Source organism: Streptococcus sp. ST14 (assembly GCF_046098195.1).
Classification (GTDB): domain Bacteria; phylum Bacillota; class Bacilli; order Lactobacillales; family Streptococcaceae; genus Streptococcus.
Genome location: NZ_JBJUSF010000021.1, coordinates 22,693 through 40,047, shown reverse-complemented (window position 1 = coordinate 40,047; position 17,355 = coordinate 22,693). Strand labels below are relative to the sequence as shown.

Here is a 17,355-nt window from a genome sequence, read left to right as displayed (position 1 = left end):
TATCAAAAAAGAAAGGACGAAATTTGTCCTTTCTCGAGCTTAGCTTTTCATCAACCCACTACAGTTGACAAAGAGCCGGTTTTCTTATCTATTTTTTGTATCAAGGATAATGGTGACCGGTCCGTCATTGACCAGCTCCACCTGCATATCCGCTCCAAAGATACCTGTCTGAACAGGTACTTCTTGTACTAGTTTTTGATTGAAAGCGTCATAGAAGTCTGATGCCCTATCAGGCTTGGCTGCACCTGTAAAGGCTGGACGATTGCCTTTCTTAGTATCTGCAAAAAGGGTAAACTGAGAAATCGAAAGGATTTCCCCCTCAATATCCTTGACAGATAGGTTCATCTTGCCTTCTGCATCTGAAAAAATCCGCATGTTGACCAGTTTTCTCACAGCATAATCCAGATCTTCCTCCTGGTCCTCTGGGCCAACACCGACCAGTAATAAGAGCCCCTGATTAATTTTTCCATGAACCCTACCTTCGATACTAACTTGAGCTTTTTTAACCCGTTGAATGATGATTTTCATAAGCGCCCTTCTATTCAATTATCCGTTGGTCCGTTTGACAGAGTAGACCTCAGGCACACTCTTAATCTTATCCACGACTGTAGTCAGTGTAGAGAGGTTGGAAATACCAAAGGAGACATGGATATTAGCAAATTTCATATCCTTGGTTGGTTGAGCATTAACGGTTGAGATATTCTTAGTTGTGTTGGAAAGAACTTGTAAAACATCGTTCAAAAGCCCTGTACGGTTGAGACCATAGATATCAATGTGGGCAGTGTATTCCTTGCTTGAGAATTGATCTTCCCACTCCACATCAAGGAGACGTTGCTCGTAGTTTTCTTGGGCACGGAGATTCATACAGTCCACACGGTGAATAGCCACACCGCGTCCCTTAGTAATGTAACCGACAATGTCGTCACCCGGAACTGGATTGCAACACTTGGCAATCCGAACGAGGAGTCCTGAGGCACCTTCAATCACCACACCACCCTCATGCTTGACCTTGAGGGTTTCTTTATTTTCAACCTTAACTTCGCCACCTTTGACAAGCTCTTCTGCTTCCGCCTTGGCCTTGGCACGCTCTTCCTCACGGCGTTCCTTTTCGGTCAAACGGTTAAAGACGGTTATAGCGCCAATTTCTCCAAAACCAATGGCTGCATAGAGGGCCTCCTCTGTCTTGTAGCTGGTCTTTTGAAGGACCTCGTCCATGTGACGCTTGTCCATAAACTTATTGGCCACATAGCCGTTTTCTTGGAATTGGGCCATCAACATTTCACGGCCCTTGTTAACGGATAATTCCTTGTCTTGATTTTTAAAGAACTGACGAATCTTGTTGCGCGCCTTGCTGGTCTTGACCATGTTGAGCCAGTCACGACTCGGACCAAAGGAGTTGGGATTGGTGATAATTTCAACCTGATCCCCTGTCTTGAGCTTGGTTGTCAGTGGAACCATACGGCCATTGACCTTGGCACCAGTCGCTTTTTCACCGACTTTGGTATGGATCTCATAGGCAAAGTCAATCGGTCCTGAATCTTTTGGTAGGGAGCGAACCGCACCATCAGGAGTAAAGACGTAAATCTCCTCCGCCAGATAGTTTTCTTTAACAGAGTCCACAAATTCCTTTGCATCATCAGCCTGGTCTTGGAGCTCCATCATCTCCTTGATCCAGTTCATTCCAATAGCAGATTCCTTGCTGTTGACCTGCCCTTTAATGCCTTTCTTATAAGCCCAGTGAGCTGCTACCCCGTACTCAGCCACCTCGTGCATTTCCTTGGTCCGAATCTGGAATTCAATCGGCCCTTTTGGCCCATAAACAGTCGTATGGATAGACTGGTAACCATTGGCCTTCCGATTAGCGATATAGTCTTTGAAGCGGCCTGGCATGGGTTTCCAAAGTTCATGCACATAACCCAGCATAGCGTAAACATCACTCTGGGTATCTAAGATACAGCGAATGGCAATCAGGTCATAAATCTCCTCAAAGCGTTTCTTCTTATCCTGCATCTTGCGGTAGATCGAATAGATATGCTTAGGACGACCATAGATTTTCCCTTTGAGATTTCTTTCTGTAGCGTACTCTTCCAACTTGGTTACAACTTCATCGACCAAAGCCTCACGTTCTCTGCGTTTTTCCTTCATCATGTGGGTGATCTTGTAAAACTCAGTTGGATTGAGGTAACGGAAAGATAGATCTTCCAACTCCCACTTGACACTGGAAATCCCTAGACGATGAGCAAGTGGTGCGTAAATTTCCATGGTTTCTCTGGAGATACGTTCTTGCTTGTCCTTTCTCAGGTGTTTGAGAGTCCGCATATTGTGCAAACGGTCCGATAATTTAACCAAGATAACACGGATATCCTCTGACATGGCCATAAGCATCTTGCGGTGATTTTCAGCCAATTGTTCCTCGAGTGATTTGTACTCAACCTTACCAAGCTTGGTCACCCCATCAACGATAATCCGAACATCATGACCAAACTCTCTCTCTAGATCATCCAGTGTCGCATCTGTGTCTTCAACAACGTCATGCAAAAAACCACAGGCAACGGTTACGGCATCCAGCTTGAGCTTAGCCAGAATTCCTGCTACCTGAATGGGATGGATAATATAGGGCTCACCTGATTTCCGAAACTGCCCACTATGACAATCAACTGCGTAAATCAATGCTTTTTGTACAAAAGCAACGTCTTCCTTTGTTAAATATTCTCTCGTTAAAGCGACTACCTGATCGCCCGTCAAATTCACTTCTTTCGGCATCTATACTCTCCAATTCTTCCTACCATTTTATCACTTTTTTAAGGATATGAAAACTAGAAAAGCCTGTTTTTATGCCAATACCAATCATTAAAAAACACTGCCAGATTTCTCTAGCAGTGTTTTGACATTTCATTTGCTTAGTAGACTGTTTTTTCAGTTTCTACATCGAAGAAGTGTGCTTTGTTCAAGTCAAATCCAAGTTCAACTGTTGCACCTGTTTGCAAGTAGTCACGAGCATCTACTTTGGCAACAAATTCGTCTTTACCAACTTGGCAGTAAAGGTGAGATTCTGAACCAAGCAATTCTGATACTGAGATAGTTGCTTTAACCACTGATTCTGGGAATGTTTCAAGGAAAGCAGGTTCTGCATTCACATCTTCTGGACGGATACCGAAGATCAATTCTTTTCCTTCGTAGCCTTTGTCACGAAGAACTTTCAAAGCACCTTCTGGCACTTTCAAGCGGAAACCGTCAGAAACAATTTCGCTACCAACCAATTTCACATTAATGAAGTTCATAGCTGGGCTTCCGATAAATCCTGCTACAAATTTGTTAACTGGATTTTTGTAAACTTCTTGAGGAGTACCGATTTGTTCTACACGTCCGATAGTACCTGTACCAGCAGGGTTCTTAGTTGCTGACATGATAACGATACGGTCCGCAAGTGTCATCGCTTCTGTTTGGTCGTGGGTTACGTAGATAGTTGTAGCACCGATACGACGGTGAATCTTCGCAATTTCAGCACGCATCGATACACGAAGTTTGGCATCCAAGTTTGACAAAGGTTCGTCCATCAAGAACACTTTTGCATCACGGACGATGGCACGCCCCATGGCAACACGTTGACGTTGACCACCTGAGAGGTCAGCAGGTTTACGATCCAAGAATTCCTTCAAACCAAGGATTGCTGCAGCTTCTTGTACACGTTTGTCGATGTCTTCTTTGCTGTATTTACGCAATTTCAAACCGAAAGCCATGTTGTCATATACAGTCATGTGTGGGTAAAGAGCGTAGTTTTGGAATACCATAGCGATGTCACGGTCTTTTGGAGCTACGTCGTTGACAACCACACCATCGATAGATGCAGTACCTTCTGTAATGTCTTCAAGACCAGCAATCATACGAAGAGTTGTTGATTTACCACATCCTGAAGGACCTACGAAAACGATAAATTCCTTGTCTTTGATGTCCAAGTTGAAGTCTTCAACTGAGTAGTGTTCGCTGTTTGGATATTTTTTGTAAATGTTTTTAAGATTTAATTCTACCATGGAAGGTGAACTCCTTTTATTTTTTTGATAGTTTTATTATAAATGAAAACGCTTTACTTTTCTATGGCAAGGTGACCAAAAAAATAAAAAAGTTCTGTGCAACTTGCACAAAACTTTAGAGAATATCTGGTAAAATCAACTGATAACAAAGGGTGAGATCCGTCAACTCCTTCAACTGAAGTCCTGTCAATTCTTCCCATTTATCAATCTTGTATTGGAGAGAATTGCGGTGCAGATAGAGTTGCTGGGCCGTTTTAGTTAAGACAGCACTGTTTTCCCAGAGAGAAAGAATGATCTCCTGAATCTGATCTTGGTCCAGAATCAACTGACGAAGGTAGTCTTTGATAATTCTAAGGTCAACCAACCCTTCCCCAAGACTCCAAAGATAGAGTTGTGAAAAAGTGTTAACTCCTTGATGGCCCTGACGCCACCAAGTCTTAAACAAGTCCCGCTCCGCTTGGATTAAATCTGACAGAGCCTGATACCCAGTCTGTGACCAGATCTGCCCCAACATGATAGACAGACGAAGACCAAAGTCATACTCCACTGCCTCAATCGTATCGGATAAGATTGAGCGAACAGAGCTGTATTTATCTTGCTGGAGAATAAAAACATAGTCCTGAACTCCGACCTGCAACACTGTCTGGCAGTTAGGAAAGAGGGTCTGCATCATATCCAGCCAAGAGGCTAGATTTTCCTGTTGGTAATAGGATAGATGGCAATAAACCAGTTGTATCTTTTTAAAAGTTTGAGGCGCCTGCCCCTTTCCCTCGATCAGATAGGAATACCAAGGATTGAGCGAACGAGCCTGCTCCTGCTGGGTTAAAAGGGTAATTAACTGCTTTTCACGTTCAGTGAGATTGGTCTCCTCCAGTAAAATCCACTGTTGAGAAGTCAGAGGAAGTGTAAGATATCCTAGCTTCTCTATCGGCTGATCTGAAATCTGAGCCTCAGGAAACCAGTCTAGTAATTCTTTTGCAAGCATTTCTACGCCTCCACTTTTTGGATACACCACGAAATCAAGGTCTCTAGACGCTCCATATTTTCAGTCAGATGAAGATAACCCATGACCGCTTCAAAGCCTGTAGACATGCGATAAGTTACGACATCCGCATTTTTAGCCTTTGTGTGGCTATTGGTATTGCGCCCACGTTTATAGATTTCTTCTTCTTTTTCCGTTAAAACTTGCTCCTCCAACATGAGGGCAATCAGGTGAGCCTGAGCCTTGGCTGAGACATACTTAGTCGCTTCTTGGTGGAGTTTATTGGGCTTGGTCATGCCTTTGAGGATGAGGTGGCGGCGAATATACATGGAATAAACCGCATCTCCTTCAAAGGCAAGCGCAATCCCGTTAATGAGGTTGACATCAATCACGTGTCCACCTCACTCCATCCTTGGTGTCAAGGAGCTTAATTCCTTGAGCAGCTAATTGGTCACGGATTTGGTCAGCTGTCGCAAAGTCACGATTGGCACGCGCTTCTTGACGTTTTTGAATCAAGGCTTCAATCTCTTCATCCAAAACTTCCTCGACAAAGACAATACCAAAGACCTCTAACATAGCCGCAAGAGCTTCCTTGACACTTGCATCATAGTTGCCTGAATTGATCCATTTGGCCATTTCAAAAACAACTGTGATACCATTGGCAGCGTTAAAGTCCTCATCCATAGCTGCTACAAACTTATCTTTAAAAGCCTGTAACTCTTGAGCATCTACGTTTCCAGTAAATGGTTGCTCGTAAGTGTTCTTCAGATACTTGAGATTGGTCTCGGCATCCCGCACTGCTTTTTCTGTAAAGTTGATAGGCTTGCGGTAATGCTGAGTGGCAAAGAAGAAGCGAAGCACTTGCCCATCTAGAGTTTTAAGGGCATCATGGACTGTGATGAAATTCCCCAAGGATTTAGACATCTTGACATTGTCGATATTGACAAAGCCGTTGTGCATCCAGTAGTTGGCAAAAGTCTGACCAGTCTTGGCTTCTGATTGGGCTATTTCGTTGGTATGATGCGGAAACTCTAGGTCAGCTCCACCACCGTGGATATCAATGGTATCGCCCAAAATCTCTGTCGACATGACTGAACATTCAATATGCCAGCCTGGACGACCAGGTCCCCAAGGACTGTCCCAAGAAATCTCACCTGGTTTTGCAGCTTTCCAAAGGGCAAAGTCTACAGGATTTTCCTTACGAGCCGTTTCTTCATCGGTACGACCTGAAGCACCCAGCTCCAAATCTTCCAAGGTTTTATTGGCTAACTTGGCATAGTTGTGGGATTTTTCCACACGGAAGTAAACATCCCCTTGACTCTCGTAGGCAAAGCCTTTTTCAATCAAGTCTTCCACAAAGCGGATAATGTCAGCCATAAACTCGACTACTCGAGGATGGCGAGTCGCAGTTTTGACACCCAGAGCTGATACATCCTCACGAAAGGCAGCGATGTACTTGTCCGCAACCTCCTGAGGTGTGATGCCTTCTTCCTTGGCGCGGTTGATAATCTTATCATCTACATCTGTAAAATTGGAAATATAGGCAACCTCGTACCCACGGTATTCGAAGTAACGTCGAATGGTATCAAAAGCTACCGTCGAACGGGCATTGCCGACATGGATATAGTTGTATACAGTTGGCCCACAGACATACATCTTAACCTTGCCGTCCTCAATAGGTACAAATTCTCGCAAATCACGAGACATGGTGTCATAAATTTTAATCATGCGGTCCACTCCCTTCTCTATTTCTGACTTTTTCGGCTGAAAACCAGCTCTGCAAAAGGGCCAAATTGTCTGAGGCTATCCAGTTGGTAAAAGCGCTGCCCTTCCTCTTGGGTAAAGAGGGGAACCCCCTTTCCTAGGATAAGGGGCGCTATCTGAATAATGAGGTGGTCGAAAAGATCCGCATCCAAGAGCGGTCCTACCAAGGAATTACCACCAATCACAAAGACATTTTTGCCTTTGTCAATCTGGTGAACAAATTCCACCACATCCCCAGCTACTGGCTGGTAATTGCTGACAGGCAGGTGCCTATCATGCGTAAAGACATAGTTTTCCGTAGCTTGATAAAAACTTTCTACATCTTGCAAATCTTGGATTTCCTCAAAGGTCCGCTTGCCCATGATGGTGATATCCATTTGCCTGTAAAAGTCATCATAGCCTGTATCCTCTACAGAACCAAGCTGATGCAGCCAGTCTATCCTGTGCTGGCTGTCTGCCAAGTAGCCATCCATGGTGATACAGCCGTAAAAATATACTGCCATTCTTGTAGTTACCTTTCTAGTTCTACACTTTTGCTTTCAGATAAATCACCTGGGTCTGTTTGACAAAACCGATCTTTTCATACAAACGCTTGGCACCTACATTGCTGTCTTCCACGGCAATCTGAAATGCCTTGTCATTTTGCTCAATTAGTTGGTTGACAAGTTTTTTTGCTAGATAACTTCCGTAGCCTTTTCCACGTTCAAGTTCAGCTATTGCTAAACCATAGAGGTAATTCGTATGACTCGATAAATCAACCGTGCAAGTTCCAATAACCTGACCATTTTTTAATAAAATATATAGGCGACTTTCTGGATCCTTCAGAGCTTTAGCGACATATCGATCCACAACTTCTCTGGATTCATGTTCCTCTGAAAATACCTGAAACTTCAACTGACTAATTTGATTCTGAAATGAACTATCTGCTAACAAAACTTCCAGATTGGAAACATTTGCTAACGGATAAGGTCTTCTATCCTTACCTAACCAAGTTTCTGTCTCTTCATCCTCGATTAATCCCCATTTACTGGCAAAGTCAGGATGATTCTCTAAAAAAATACGTTCTGTCTGAAAAGTCACTGAACGAATAGAAAAAGCAGCAGTTTCTTTCTCAAAACTCGTAAACAAAGCACGCGCAATCCCCTGACGGCGATGTTCTGGATGAACCAGTATCGTCACTTCTACATCTTGATCATCAGCATAGACAGTTAAGAGACCAACAAGTTCGCCTTTTTCATAATAAAGGAAAAAGGCCGGCATATTTGGATCAAAATTGAGCATATTGGAGAGATAGGGATCCCGAAAAGTTCTGTCATAGTTCTGACAAGTCGCAATAAGAGCCTTTGCTTCCAATAGTTGGTGGTCATTCAATGTATTGGTTGTTTGAATCATGTAGCAATCTCCTTACAAGCTAGAAGACCGATGACTGGCTTCTCTAGCATGTTCGAGTTTATTAACGTAGTATTCGCGTTTTTCTTCTTCTTGGTGAATGACCGGTTCATCTTTTCGACCGTGCACCCGCACAATCTTAGCAGGAATACCGACAACCGTCACATCACTAGGAACATCTGCCACAACAACTGCTGCTGCACCGACTTTGGCATTTTCACCGATTTCAACGGGTCCAATGACTTGGGCATGAGCAGATATAAGCGCTCCTTTGCGAACGGTCGGATGGCGTTTCCCACAGTCTTTTCCAGTTCCCCCAAGAGTCACCCCATGATAGAGGAGAACTCCCTTCTCAACAATCGCTGTCTCCCCAATCACCAAGCCAGAACCATGGTCGATAAAGACACCTGATTCTATCTGAGCACCTGGATGGATCTCAATCTGAGTCCAGAAGCGCCAAAACTGACTGTGCATACGAGCCAAAAGTTTAAAGCCATGCTTCCAGAGAAAATGCGAGAGACGGTGGGCAGCCAAGGCCTTGACACCTGGATAGGTCAGTAGAACCTCCAAAGTGGTGCGCGCCGCTGGATCATTTTCTTTTACGATAGCAATGGTTTCGCGCCACCATCCCATACATTTCTCCTTTCTTATTCTGAATCTTTTGTTTTGTGTGTAAATTCTTTCTTCGGTTTGTGATCCTTGTGATGACGTGGACGGTGAGGACTTTCAGACTTTTCATCACGCTCTGGTTTTGGTGGACGAGGAAGAAGAGCCTTCATAGAGGCATCGATACGGCCTTTTTCATCAATCTTGATAACCTTAACGTCGACTTCATCACCGATAGCTACCAAGTCCTCGACATTATTGGTACGCGTCCAAGCCATTTCAGAAATGTGCACAAGTGCATCTGTCTTATCAAAGAGGTTGACAAAGGCACCGAATTTCTCGATACGAACAACTTTAGCATGGTAAACTTCATCCACTTTCGCTTCACGAACCAAGCCAGCAATGATTTCTTTGGTACGGTTAATGGCATCTTGGTCACTAGAGTAGATAGATACATTTCCTTCTTCGTCGATATCGATTTTAACGCCTGTTTCAGCGATAATCTTGTCGATGGTTTCTCCACCTTTACCGATGACAATCTTAATCTTGTCCACATCAATCTTGATGGTATCAATTTTCGGTGCAGTTGGAGCCAATTCTGGACGAACTTCTGGGATGGTTGCTTCAATGACATCAAGGATTTCAAAACGGGCTTTCTTGGCTTGAGCAAGGGCTTCTGTCAAAATTTCTGCAGTAATTCCTTGAATCTTGATATCCATTTGTAGGGCTGTAATCCCGTCACGAGTACCTGCAACCTTAAAGTCCATGTCTCCAAAGTGGTCTTCCAATCCTTGGATATCGGTCAATACTGTGTAGTTATTTCCATCTGAGATGAGACCCATGGCAATCCCTGCTACTGGCGCCTTGATTGGCACACCACCAGCCATAAGGGCAAGAGTTCCCGCACAGATAGAGGCTTGAGAAGAAGAACCATTTGATTCCAAGACTTCTGCTACTAAACGGATAGCGTATGGGAATTCTTCCAAACTTGGCAAGACTTGAGTAAGGGCACGCTCACCGAGAGCACCGTGACCGATTTCACGACGACCTGGCGCACCGTAACGACCTGTTTCCCCTACAGAGTATTGAGGGAAGTTATAGTGGTGCATAAAGCGTTTCTTGTACTCTGGGTCCAAACCATCGATGATTTGCGTTTCTCCCATCGGAGCCAAGGTCAAGACTGAAAGAGCCTGAGTTTGTCCACGAGTGAAAAGACCTGAACCGTGCACACGAGGAAGGAAGTCAACAACCGCATCCAAAGGACGGATTTCATCGACCTTGCGACCATCAGGACGTACCTTATCTTCCGTGATCAAACGGCGCACTTCAGCGTGTTCCATTTGTTCCAAGATTTCAGCCACATCACGCATGATACGGTCACATTCTTCATGGTCTGCGTATTTTTCTTGGTAAACGGCAGTAACTTGGTCTTTGACTGCTTGAGTTGCAGCTTCACGAGCTAATTTTTCTTCTACTTGGACCGCTTTTTGGAGGTCACTGTTGTAGGCTGCGATGATTTCAGCCTGTAATTCAGCATCTACGTGGAGCAATTCTACTTCTGCTTTTTCTTTACCAACTGCAGCAACGATTTCTTCTTGGAAGGCAATCAATTCTTTAACTGCTTCATGCCCTTTGAGAAGGGCTTCCAACATGATTTCTTCTGACAATTCTTTGGCACCAGACTCAACCATGTTAATAGCGTGTTTGGTCCCTGCAACTGTCAATTCAAGAAGCGATTGCTCTGCTTGTTCTTGGCTTGGGTTGATGATGATTTGGCCATCTACATAACCCACTTGTACCCCAGCGATTGGTCCGTCAAATGGAATATCTGATATAGAAAGTGCCAAGGATGAACCAAACATGGCTGCCATTGGTGCAGATGCATTTTCATCATAAGAAAGGACCGTGTTGATTACTTGCACTTCATTACGGAAACCTTCCGCAAACATAGGGCGGATTGGACGGTCAATCAAACGCGCTGTCAAAGTCGCATCAGTTGAAGGACGTCCTTCACGCTTCATAAAGCCACCAGGAAACTTCCCAGCTGCATACATTTTTTCTTCGTAGTTGACTTGAAGTGGGAAGAAATCCCCAGTTGCCATTTTCTTAGACATCACGGCTGCAGTCAAGACAGTTGACTCACCATAACGCACGACAACAGAGCCATTTGCTTGCTTAGCAACCTGACCAGTCTCTACAACCAACTCACGACCCGCAAAAGTCGTTTGAAACACTTGTTTTGTCATGTTAATCCCCTTTGGATTGAAAATATTATACGCCTTGCCTACAAAGATCAAGATACTAAAGACGCAAAAAGCAGAGTAAAAATAGGAAACTGGCGGAGTCTTCGATGAAGACAAGACAGTTTATCTTTTTTACACGGCTTTTCGGCCGGGTTCAATTTTCAAGATACTAAGCCGTTAAGCAACTCAAAGGAAAATAGGAAATCGAACGACGGAGCGACTGCTCCTAGGTAGATTTATCTTTTTCCACAGAGTTGTAGGCGTGTTCAATTAATCAAGATATTTTGGACGGTTCGGTTTGCCGAACATTTCTATAGAAAAATAGGAAGGTGACGCCACACTCGATGAGTGCTAGGAAGCTTATCTTTTTTCCTAAGAAATGAGACCAAAATTCAATTAAGAATTTTTTTGATATTTCACTGACACAGTGCGGACGGGAGCAACTTCCTTCGGAATTTCATCCCTAATTTTTAAGCCTGAAGTCTCAAAAATTCCGTCCTAGAAAATAACAGAGTTATTCTCTAGGATACCACTATAGTGTGAAATATCTTTTAACACTCACTTCGTTCGTATTTATTATAGAACCAATTATCAGATTTCGATTAAAAATTAATCAACTATTAAAAAATCCTTAATACCCTAAATACCCTAAATACCCTCATCTTTGTATCAAGTACGTACAGAGTCTATTTTATCATATTTTTCTTAAAAAGTGCGGGCTTTTCTATTAAAAAGGAACCATTCCCCTCACCTGAGAAGAATGGTTTGCTTTTTATTATCCTAAAGACTGATGATTAAACAAGGCATGGGTTGCTTGGTGGATGTATTTGGCTGTTTCAGCATTGTTCATGGTGTAGAGATGCACACCTGCGACATCCTGGGTTACCAAGTCCACGATCTGATCCACGGCATAGGCAAGTCCTGCTGCTCTGAGCGACTCAGGGTCATGCTCATACTTGTCTAAGATGGCCTTAAATTTGCGTGGAAGATGGATATTCTCACACGTTTTCAATAGACGAAGCGCTTGATTACGGTTAAGAATGGGCATGATCCCCGCATGAATAGGAACATCAATCCCTGCCAAGGTACACTTATCTTGGAAATCGTAGAAGCGCTCATTGTCAAAGAAAAGTTGCGTTACAAGGCTTGAACAACCTGCATCCACTTTCTTCTTGAGATTTTGAATATCTGAGATTTGGTTTGGCGAGTCAGGATGCCCCTCTGGGTAGCAAGCGCCAACAATATCAAAGTGAGGAGCTTGTTCCTTGATGAACTCAATCAAGTCCGTTGCGTAGCGGAAATCCTTTTGTGGTTCCACATCAGGGATAATATCCCCACGCAAGGCCAAGATTTTCTGTACCCCAACCTTATCCAAGTCTGCAATGGTTTCAGCAACCTTTTCCTTGGTCAGATAGATAGCTGGCAAGTGGGCAATGGTTGGAATCGCCAAGTCATTCTGGATAAAGTCAGCCAAACGAACCGTTGTTTCCTTGATATTAAATTTATTATTGCTGGCAGTCACACTGATAAAGTGAGGTGTCAGCTCCCGCATATCCTGCAAGGCTGAAATAATTTTATCATTACCCACAGCTGGGTTTGGAGGGAACACTTCAAATGAAAGTGACGGTGTTTGGCGTGACATAGTCATTATCCTTTTCTTTTTGATTTCATGATTGCTGAGCCAGCTAGGGCCAAGCAGTTCCTTGATCAGTCAGGGTCACGAGCGAAATCTTATCTTATAATTTCTCACGCGCAGCTTTTGCTGCTTCGACAAGGCGGATCAAGCTTTCTTTTGTTTCTGGAATACCACGTGTTTTCAAACCACAGTCAGGGTTGATCCAAACTTTCTTGCTTGGTACTTTAGCAAGAATAGCATCGATTGTGTGGTCGATTTCACCTTCATTTGGCACACGAGGTGAGTGGATATCGTAAACCCCAGGTCCCACTTCTGTTTGGAAGTTTTTCGCTTTGAGTTCGTCCAAGATTTCAAGGTTTGAACGGCTTGCTTCAAAGGAAATAACGTCCGCGTCCATGTTGTCGATAGCTGGGATGATATCTGTAAATTCTGAGTAACACATGTGAGTGTGGATTTGTGTATCTGGCGCTACTGTTGAGTGTACCAAGCGGAAGGCTGGAATAGCCCAGTCAAGGTAGTCTTCGTACCAGTCGCTACGACGGAGTGGCAATTTCTCACGAAGAGCAGCCTCGTCGATTTGGATGATTTTCACACCTGCAGCTTCAAGGTCAAGAACTTCATCCTTGATGGCAAGAGCGATTTGAAGAGTTGAATCCTTGATAGAAATGTCTTCACGTGGGAATGACCAGTTAAGGATGGTAACAGGTCCAGTCAACATACCTTTGACAGGCTTGTCTGTACGGCTTTGTGCGTAGCTAGACCATTTGACAGTGATTGGGTTGAGACGAGTGACATCACCCCAGATGATTGGAGGTTTCACCCCACGCATACCGTATGATTGTACCCAACCATTCTTAGAGAAGAGGTAACCTGACAAGTTTTGACCGAAGTACTCAACCATGTCATTACGCTCGAATTCACCGTGGACAAGCACGTCAAATCCAACTTCTTCTTGCCATTTAATCCATTCGTCGATTTGCTCTGCCAAGAACTTGTCATAGTCTTCTGCTGACAACTCACCCTTACGGAAGGCCAAACGTTTAGCACGAACTTCTTTAGTTTGAGGGAATGAACCGATAGTTGTTGTTGGAAGAGCTGGAAGTTTAAAGGCTTCTTCTTGGATAGCTTCACGTTCAGTAAAGGCTGGCAAACGAGTGTAGTCAGCGTCTGTCAATCCAGCGATGCGCGCACGAAGTTCCGCATTTTCACCAACACGTTCAGTCGCAAAGAGTTCTTTGTTAGCTGCAAGAGCTTGTTCACCTTGACCGTTGCGGATAGCATCCAAGTCACGGATCTCATCCAATTTTTCAACAGCAAATGCAAAGTGGTTCAAGATAGCTGGTTCAAATTCTTCGTTAGCAGTTGTAAATGGCACATGAAGAAGTGAGCATGAGCTTGTCAAGACAATGTTTTCAGCTGGGATTTGCTCAAGAACAGCCAAGCTCTTTTCGTAGTTGTTGCGCCAGATGTTCTTACCATTGACAATACCTGCATAGAGAGTCTTGTCAGCTGGGAAGCCACCCTTAACGAGTTCAAGAGTTTTCTTACCTTCAACAAAGTCAAGACCGATCGCATCTACTGGCAATTTGACAAGGTCAGCGTAAATGTCACGAACGTCACCAAAGTAAGTTTGAAGCAAGACTTCAAGGCCTTTTTTGTCAGCCAAAAGCTTGTTATAGAGGTTCAAGAAGAGAGCTTTTTCTTCAGCAGTCAAGTCTTTAACAAGAGCCGCTTCGTCCAATTGGATGCGAGTCGCACCAAGTTCGGCCAATTTTGCAAAAACTTCTTGGTAAGCAGCGACAAAGCTGTCCACAAAGTCTTCTGCTTTCACGCCTTCTTCAAAGTCTGACAATTGAAGGAAAGTGAATGGACCTACAAGAACTGGACGAGTGTTCAATCCAAGTTCTTTGGCTTCTTGGAACTCGTCAAAGATCTTGTGACCAGCCAATTTGACTTGAGTATCTTTTTCAAACTTAGGAACGATGTAGTGGTAGTTGGTGTTGAACCATTTCTTCATTGGAAGGGCACGAACATCCCCTTTTTCTCCCTGGTATCCACGCGCCAAAGCAAAGTAGCGCTCAAGGTCAGACAAGTCCAAGTTTTGAACAGAAGCTGGCACCACGTTGAAGAGGAAAGCAGCATCTAGGAAGTTGTCATAGTGAGAAAAATCGTTTGATGGGATTTCAGTGATGCCTTTTTCTTTGACAATGTTCCAGTGTTTTGCGCGCAAGTCTTTTGCTGCGGCAAGGAGTTCTTCTTCTGAGATTTCTTTTCTAAAGTATTTTTCAGTTGTAAATTTTAATTCGCGGAATTCGCCTAAACGAGGGAAACCGATGATCGTAGTTGACATGATGTGTCCTCCAAAATTTGTTGTTGAAACTATCTTAACAGAAAAGAAAGGGTCTGTATAATTGTAAATAATTAGGCTTTGATATAGTTTGAAACTATATCACTTTTTCGAACAAAAGAAAAAGACTTGAGAACAGTGCCTCAAATCCTTTGTATAGCTTGCTTTATGTTGTCTTTTAGTTAAAATTCTCAAACGAGCTATTGACTATTCTTATAAGTGCCTATGGCTTGTTATTAGAAAAGACTATAGGTTGGTTTTCTCTAATTAAACTTCTTTGTTCAGTCTCTTGTAATAATTAGAAATATTAATTAGCTATAAACCTACTTGTATTTCCTAACAAAATTTCTCCACTTACCTAATTCTAATGCCAAATCATTACTTTGATATTTAACTTTTGCTTTTTTGAGAATACTCTCCCATGTTTGAAAAGAAAAATCAAATCTCGAGTATTTTTCATCTATGCACTGTAAAATAAAATTTCGCGATTCTTCAATTGACAAATAACAATCTATATTCTTAATCATTCTCGAAATATGTCCCGCAAATAAATCCGCAACTTGTATTAGTCCCTCTTCTTTAGAATCAATAAAATGAATATCTAAGGTCAAAAAAGGATTATCATCTAATGAATCTTTCAAGTTCGAGTATAGAGAATTCTGTAGTTTATCATTTGAATTCTTGTCATGAATAACTTTGATTTTAAGTTCGAAATCAAAACTATTTATTAATTTTTCTTTAAAACAACTTATAATATCATTTAATTCATAAAACAATGATGGCTCATACAATAAAGATTCTTTCTCACCATTAACTTCTTCTAAAATATTATCAATATCAAACTCTTCAATTACTATGTATCTAGCAAAATCTTTATTATATCTTTCTATAGCTGATTTTAAACACATTATCAAATTCCTAATATCATCAGCTGTAAGATATCTCACTTTAGTTCTTTTATTTGTTCTTCTAAATCTATCACCAAGTTCAGCCCATTGTTCTTCAGATAGACTTATAAATAATAGTTCAGCAATATTTTTTCGAAACCCCCTTCCTAAGTTAGGTTCTGTGATTCTATTATTCATAAAGCAATTATTATTTGGATCAAATAGCCATTCAGTTATTTTTTGAGCTAAGACCATATTTTTTTCATAGCACACAAAGTCAAAGTAAATTCCGTTACTTTTTAAATCATAAAAAAACTCTAATCTATTTTTTATATTTATTTCAGAATTAAAATTTGAATTAGAAGATTTCAACTCATCTGTTAAACATAATTTTTCCTTATACTCCTTAATGAGATTGTACTGCATCTCAATTTTACTATTTGGTACGATAACAAATCCCAATGTAAAAAAATTTTGATTAGATTCGAAAAAATGATTACCAGTATTCCCTGATTCATCAACAAATATTGTCAATTCCATAATTGAATTTTCCTTTTATTCTATATTATCAAATTTAAATAACTTCAATAAACATTTTAATTTATTGATTTTCGTCACACAGATATATATGATTTACAATTCTCAATACACTATTAATTAGATTTTTTACTCCAGCTCAATCCCCTTCTCTCGGAGATTAGCCAGACACTCCTCGTAGTATCCTACATCATGCTCACTATAGATGGGCTTGCCTAGCTTCTCCTCAGGCAAGTCTTCATAGGGAGTGCAAATTTTGCCACGATAGTTCTTGTCCAGCCACTCTGGACTGACATTATAGCCACGGTTAGCCATCTCCTTCATGATCAAGCGATGATAGGCATAGAGACGATAGGGCGAGTGGGTAAAGACATAGTTCACCGTCGCATGCTTTCTGCCCCAACCATTGCCACGAAGGGCACAGCACTCTCGATGTTGTCCTAAGAGCTGAGGACGGGGAAGTTGTGAAATCAAAGCCTCATGCCAAAGTCTCATGGGAGTCTCCTTTCAGCAAAGTCGAATGTTGCAAGTAGCTATTTGGATAGCGATCCAGCAACTCTCGAGTTTTAGCAATCAAGTCTTCCTTGGAAACCTGACCAAAGCGGTAGCGATCCAGCAAGAGCAGATAGTCCTTGCGCTCAGCATCTGTCGCTTTCTTCTTGAAATAGCCCCAAATATGCTGAAAGGCATTGCAAACCTGACCCCTGTGTTCTGGAATCTGGCAAGCACGGTCAATCATCTCTTGAACCAGACTCAGCTCCACCTCTTCATTCTTCAAGTATTGGCGAATCTCATTGTAAATATTGCTAGAATGGCTCAAAACGAGGTATTTGTTTCTAGCCCAGAGTTGCTGGCACTGGGATTTTTGGTTAGTTTGTTCCATATTTCTCCTTACTTTCTATCCGTTTCCAGGGAATATGGAAACAATGTTGT

Annotated in this window: 15 protein-coding genes; all 15 read right to left on the bottom strand. The window is 42.4% G+C overall.

The window, feature by feature from the left end:
• Positions 1–84: 84 nt before the first annotated feature.
• On the bottom strand, positions 85–528 hold the full coding sequence (dtd, locus tag ACIY19_RS07575; RefSeq protein WP_409003100.1) for a D-aminoacyl-tRNA deacylase: 444 nt from the start codon (positions 526–528) through the stop codon (positions 85–87).
• Positions 529–546: 18 nt separating this feature from the next.
• A complete protein-coding gene (locus ACIY19_RS07570) occupies positions 547–2,763 on the bottom strand; it encodes a bifunctional (p)ppGpp synthetase/guanosine-3',5'-bis(diphosphate) 3'-pyrophosphohydrolase (RefSeq protein ID WP_001123780.1) in 2,217 nt (738 codons plus the stop codon).
• Between the two features lie 137 nt (positions 2,764–2,900).
• Positions 2,901–4,031, bottom strand: coding sequence for an ABC transporter ATP-binding protein (locus ACIY19_RS07565; RefSeq protein ID WP_000229944.1), 1,131 nt, complete (start codon positions 4,029–4,031; stop codon positions 2,901–2,903).
• A 115-nt stretch (positions 4,032–4,146) separates the two neighbouring features.
• Positions 4,147–5,016 carry a helix-turn-helix domain-containing protein gene (locus ACIY19_RS07560; protein ID WP_409003099.1) on the bottom strand — a complete coding sequence of 290 codons (870 nt, stop codon included), beginning with the start codon at positions 5,014–5,016 and terminating at the stop codon, positions 4,147–4,149.
• 2 nt (positions 5,017–5,018) lie between these two features.
• On the bottom strand, positions 5,019–5,405 hold the full coding sequence (locus ACIY19_RS07555; protein ID WP_409003098.1) for a Mini-ribonuclease 3: 387 nt from the start codon (positions 5,403–5,405) through the stop codon (positions 5,019–5,021).
• Entirely contained in the window at positions 5,398–6,741 is a 1,344-nt protein-coding gene (gene cysS, locus ACIY19_RS07550; RefSeq protein WP_409003097.1) for a cysteine--tRNA ligase, read from the bottom strand. Before cysS ends, ACIY19_RS07555 begins: the two co-directional genes overlap by 8 nt.
• Positions 6,742–6,758: 17 nt before the next feature.
• Entirely contained in the window at positions 6,759–7,280 is a 522-nt protein-coding gene (locus tag ACIY19_RS07545; RefSeq protein WP_223312162.1) for a dihydrofolate reductase family protein, read from the bottom strand.
• 22 nt (positions 7,281–7,302) lie between these two features.
• A complete protein-coding gene (locus ACIY19_RS07540) occupies positions 7,303–8,169 on the bottom strand; it encodes a GNAT family N-acetyltransferase (protein WP_409003096.1) in 867 nt (288 codons plus the stop codon).
• A gap of 12 nt (positions 8,170–8,181) precedes the next feature.
• Entirely contained in the window at positions 8,182–8,799 is a 618-nt protein-coding gene (gene cysE / locus ACIY19_RS07535; RefSeq protein ID WP_409003095.1) for a serine O-acetyltransferase, read from the bottom strand.
• A gap of 14 nt (positions 8,800–8,813) precedes the next feature.
• Positions 8,814–11,018 (bottom strand): polyribonucleotide nucleotidyltransferase, encoded by a 2,205-nt coding sequence (pnp, locus tag ACIY19_RS07530; RefSeq protein WP_409003094.1) that lies wholly within the window; start codon positions 11,016–11,018, stop codon positions 8,814–8,816.
• 772 nt (positions 11,019–11,790) lie between these two features.
• A complete protein-coding gene (metF, locus tag ACIY19_RS07525; protein WP_025168823.1) occupies positions 11,791–12,657 on the bottom strand; it encodes a methylenetetrahydrofolate reductase [NAD(P)H] in 867 nt (288 codons plus the stop codon).
• A 94-nt stretch (positions 12,658–12,751) separates the two neighbouring features.
• Entirely contained in the window at positions 12,752–15,001 is a 2,250-nt protein-coding gene (gene metE, locus ACIY19_RS07520; RefSeq protein WP_409003093.1) for a 5-methyltetrahydropteroyltriglutamate--homocysteine S-methyltransferase, read from the bottom strand.
• 320 nt (positions 15,002–15,321) lie between these two features.
• Entirely contained in the window at positions 15,322–16,425 is a 1,104-nt protein-coding gene (locus ACIY19_RS07515) for a DUF3800 domain-containing protein (RefSeq protein ID WP_409003092.1), read from the bottom strand.
• A gap of 126 nt (positions 16,426–16,551) precedes the next feature.
• The gene (locus ACIY19_RS07510; protein WP_409003091.1) at positions 16,552–16,917 is read right to left on the bottom strand and encodes a TIGR02328 family protein; all 366 of its coding nucleotides are present in this window, start codon (positions 16,915–16,917) and stop codon (positions 16,552–16,554) included.
• Complete coding sequence (locus ACIY19_RS07505) at positions 16,901–17,305, bottom strand: YbgA family protein (protein ID WP_000438476.1); 405 nt, start codon at positions 17,303–17,305, stop codon at positions 16,901–16,903. The genes ACIY19_RS07510 and ACIY19_RS07505 overlap by 17 nt, the downstream gene beginning before the upstream one ends.
• Positions 17,306–17,355: the final 50 nt, after the last annotated feature.

What these genes read in the sequence shown, in the direction of transcription:
- ACIY19_RS07565 (WP_000229944.1), bottom strand. Translation starts at nt 4,031, where the DNA reads ATGGTAGAATTAAATCTTAAAAACATTTACAAAAAATATCCAAACAGC.
- cysE (WP_409003095.1), bottom strand. Translation starts at nt 8,799, where the DNA reads ATGGGATGGTGGCGCGAAACCATTGCTATCGTAAAAGAAAATGATCCA.
- metF (WP_025168823.1), bottom strand. Translation starts at nt 12,657, where the DNA reads ATGTCACGCCAAACACCGTCACTTTCATTTGAAGTGTTCCCTCCAAAC.
- ACIY19_RS07540 (WP_409003096.1), bottom strand. Translation starts at nt 8,169, where the DNA reads ATGATTCAAACAACCAATACATTGAATGACCACCAACTATTGGAAGCA.
- dtd (WP_409003100.1), bottom strand. Translation starts at nt 528, where the DNA reads ATGAAAATCATCATTCAACGGGTTAAAAAAGCTCAAGTTAGTATCGAA.
- ACIY19_RS07510 (WP_409003091.1), bottom strand. Translation starts at nt 16,917, where the DNA reads ATGAGACTTTGGCATGAGGCTTTGATTTCACAACTTCCCCGTCCTCAG.
- ACIY19_RS07515 (WP_409003092.1), bottom strand. Translation starts at nt 16,425, where the DNA reads ATGGAATTGACAATATTTGTTGATGAATCAGGGAATACTGGTAATCAT.
- ACIY19_RS07505 (WP_000438476.1), bottom strand. Translation starts at nt 17,305, where the DNA reads ATGGAACAAACTAACCAAAAATCCCAGTGCCAGCAACTCTGGGCTAGA.
- ACIY19_RS07570 (WP_001123780.1), bottom strand. Translation starts at nt 2,763, where the DNA reads ATGCCGAAAGAAGTGAATTTGACGGGCGATCAGGTAGTCGCTTTAACG.
- pnp (WP_409003094.1), bottom strand. Translation starts at nt 11,018, where the DNA reads ATGACAAAACAAGTGTTTCAAACGACTTTTGCGGGTCGTGAGTTGGTT.
- ACIY19_RS07545 (WP_223312162.1), bottom strand. Translation starts at nt 7,280, where the DNA reads ATGGCAGTATATTTTTACGGCTGTATCACCATGGATGGCTACTTGGCA.
- ACIY19_RS07560 (WP_409003099.1), bottom strand. Translation starts at nt 5,016, where the DNA reads ATGCTTGCAAAAGAATTACTAGACTGGTTTCCTGAGGCTCAGATTTCA.
- cysS (WP_409003097.1), bottom strand. Translation starts at nt 6,741, where the DNA reads ATGATTAAAATTTATGACACCATGTCTCGTGATTTGCGAGAATTTGTA.
- metE (WP_409003093.1), bottom strand. Translation starts at nt 15,001, where the DNA reads ATGTCAACTACGATCATCGGTTTCCCTCGTTTAGGCGAATTCCGCGAA.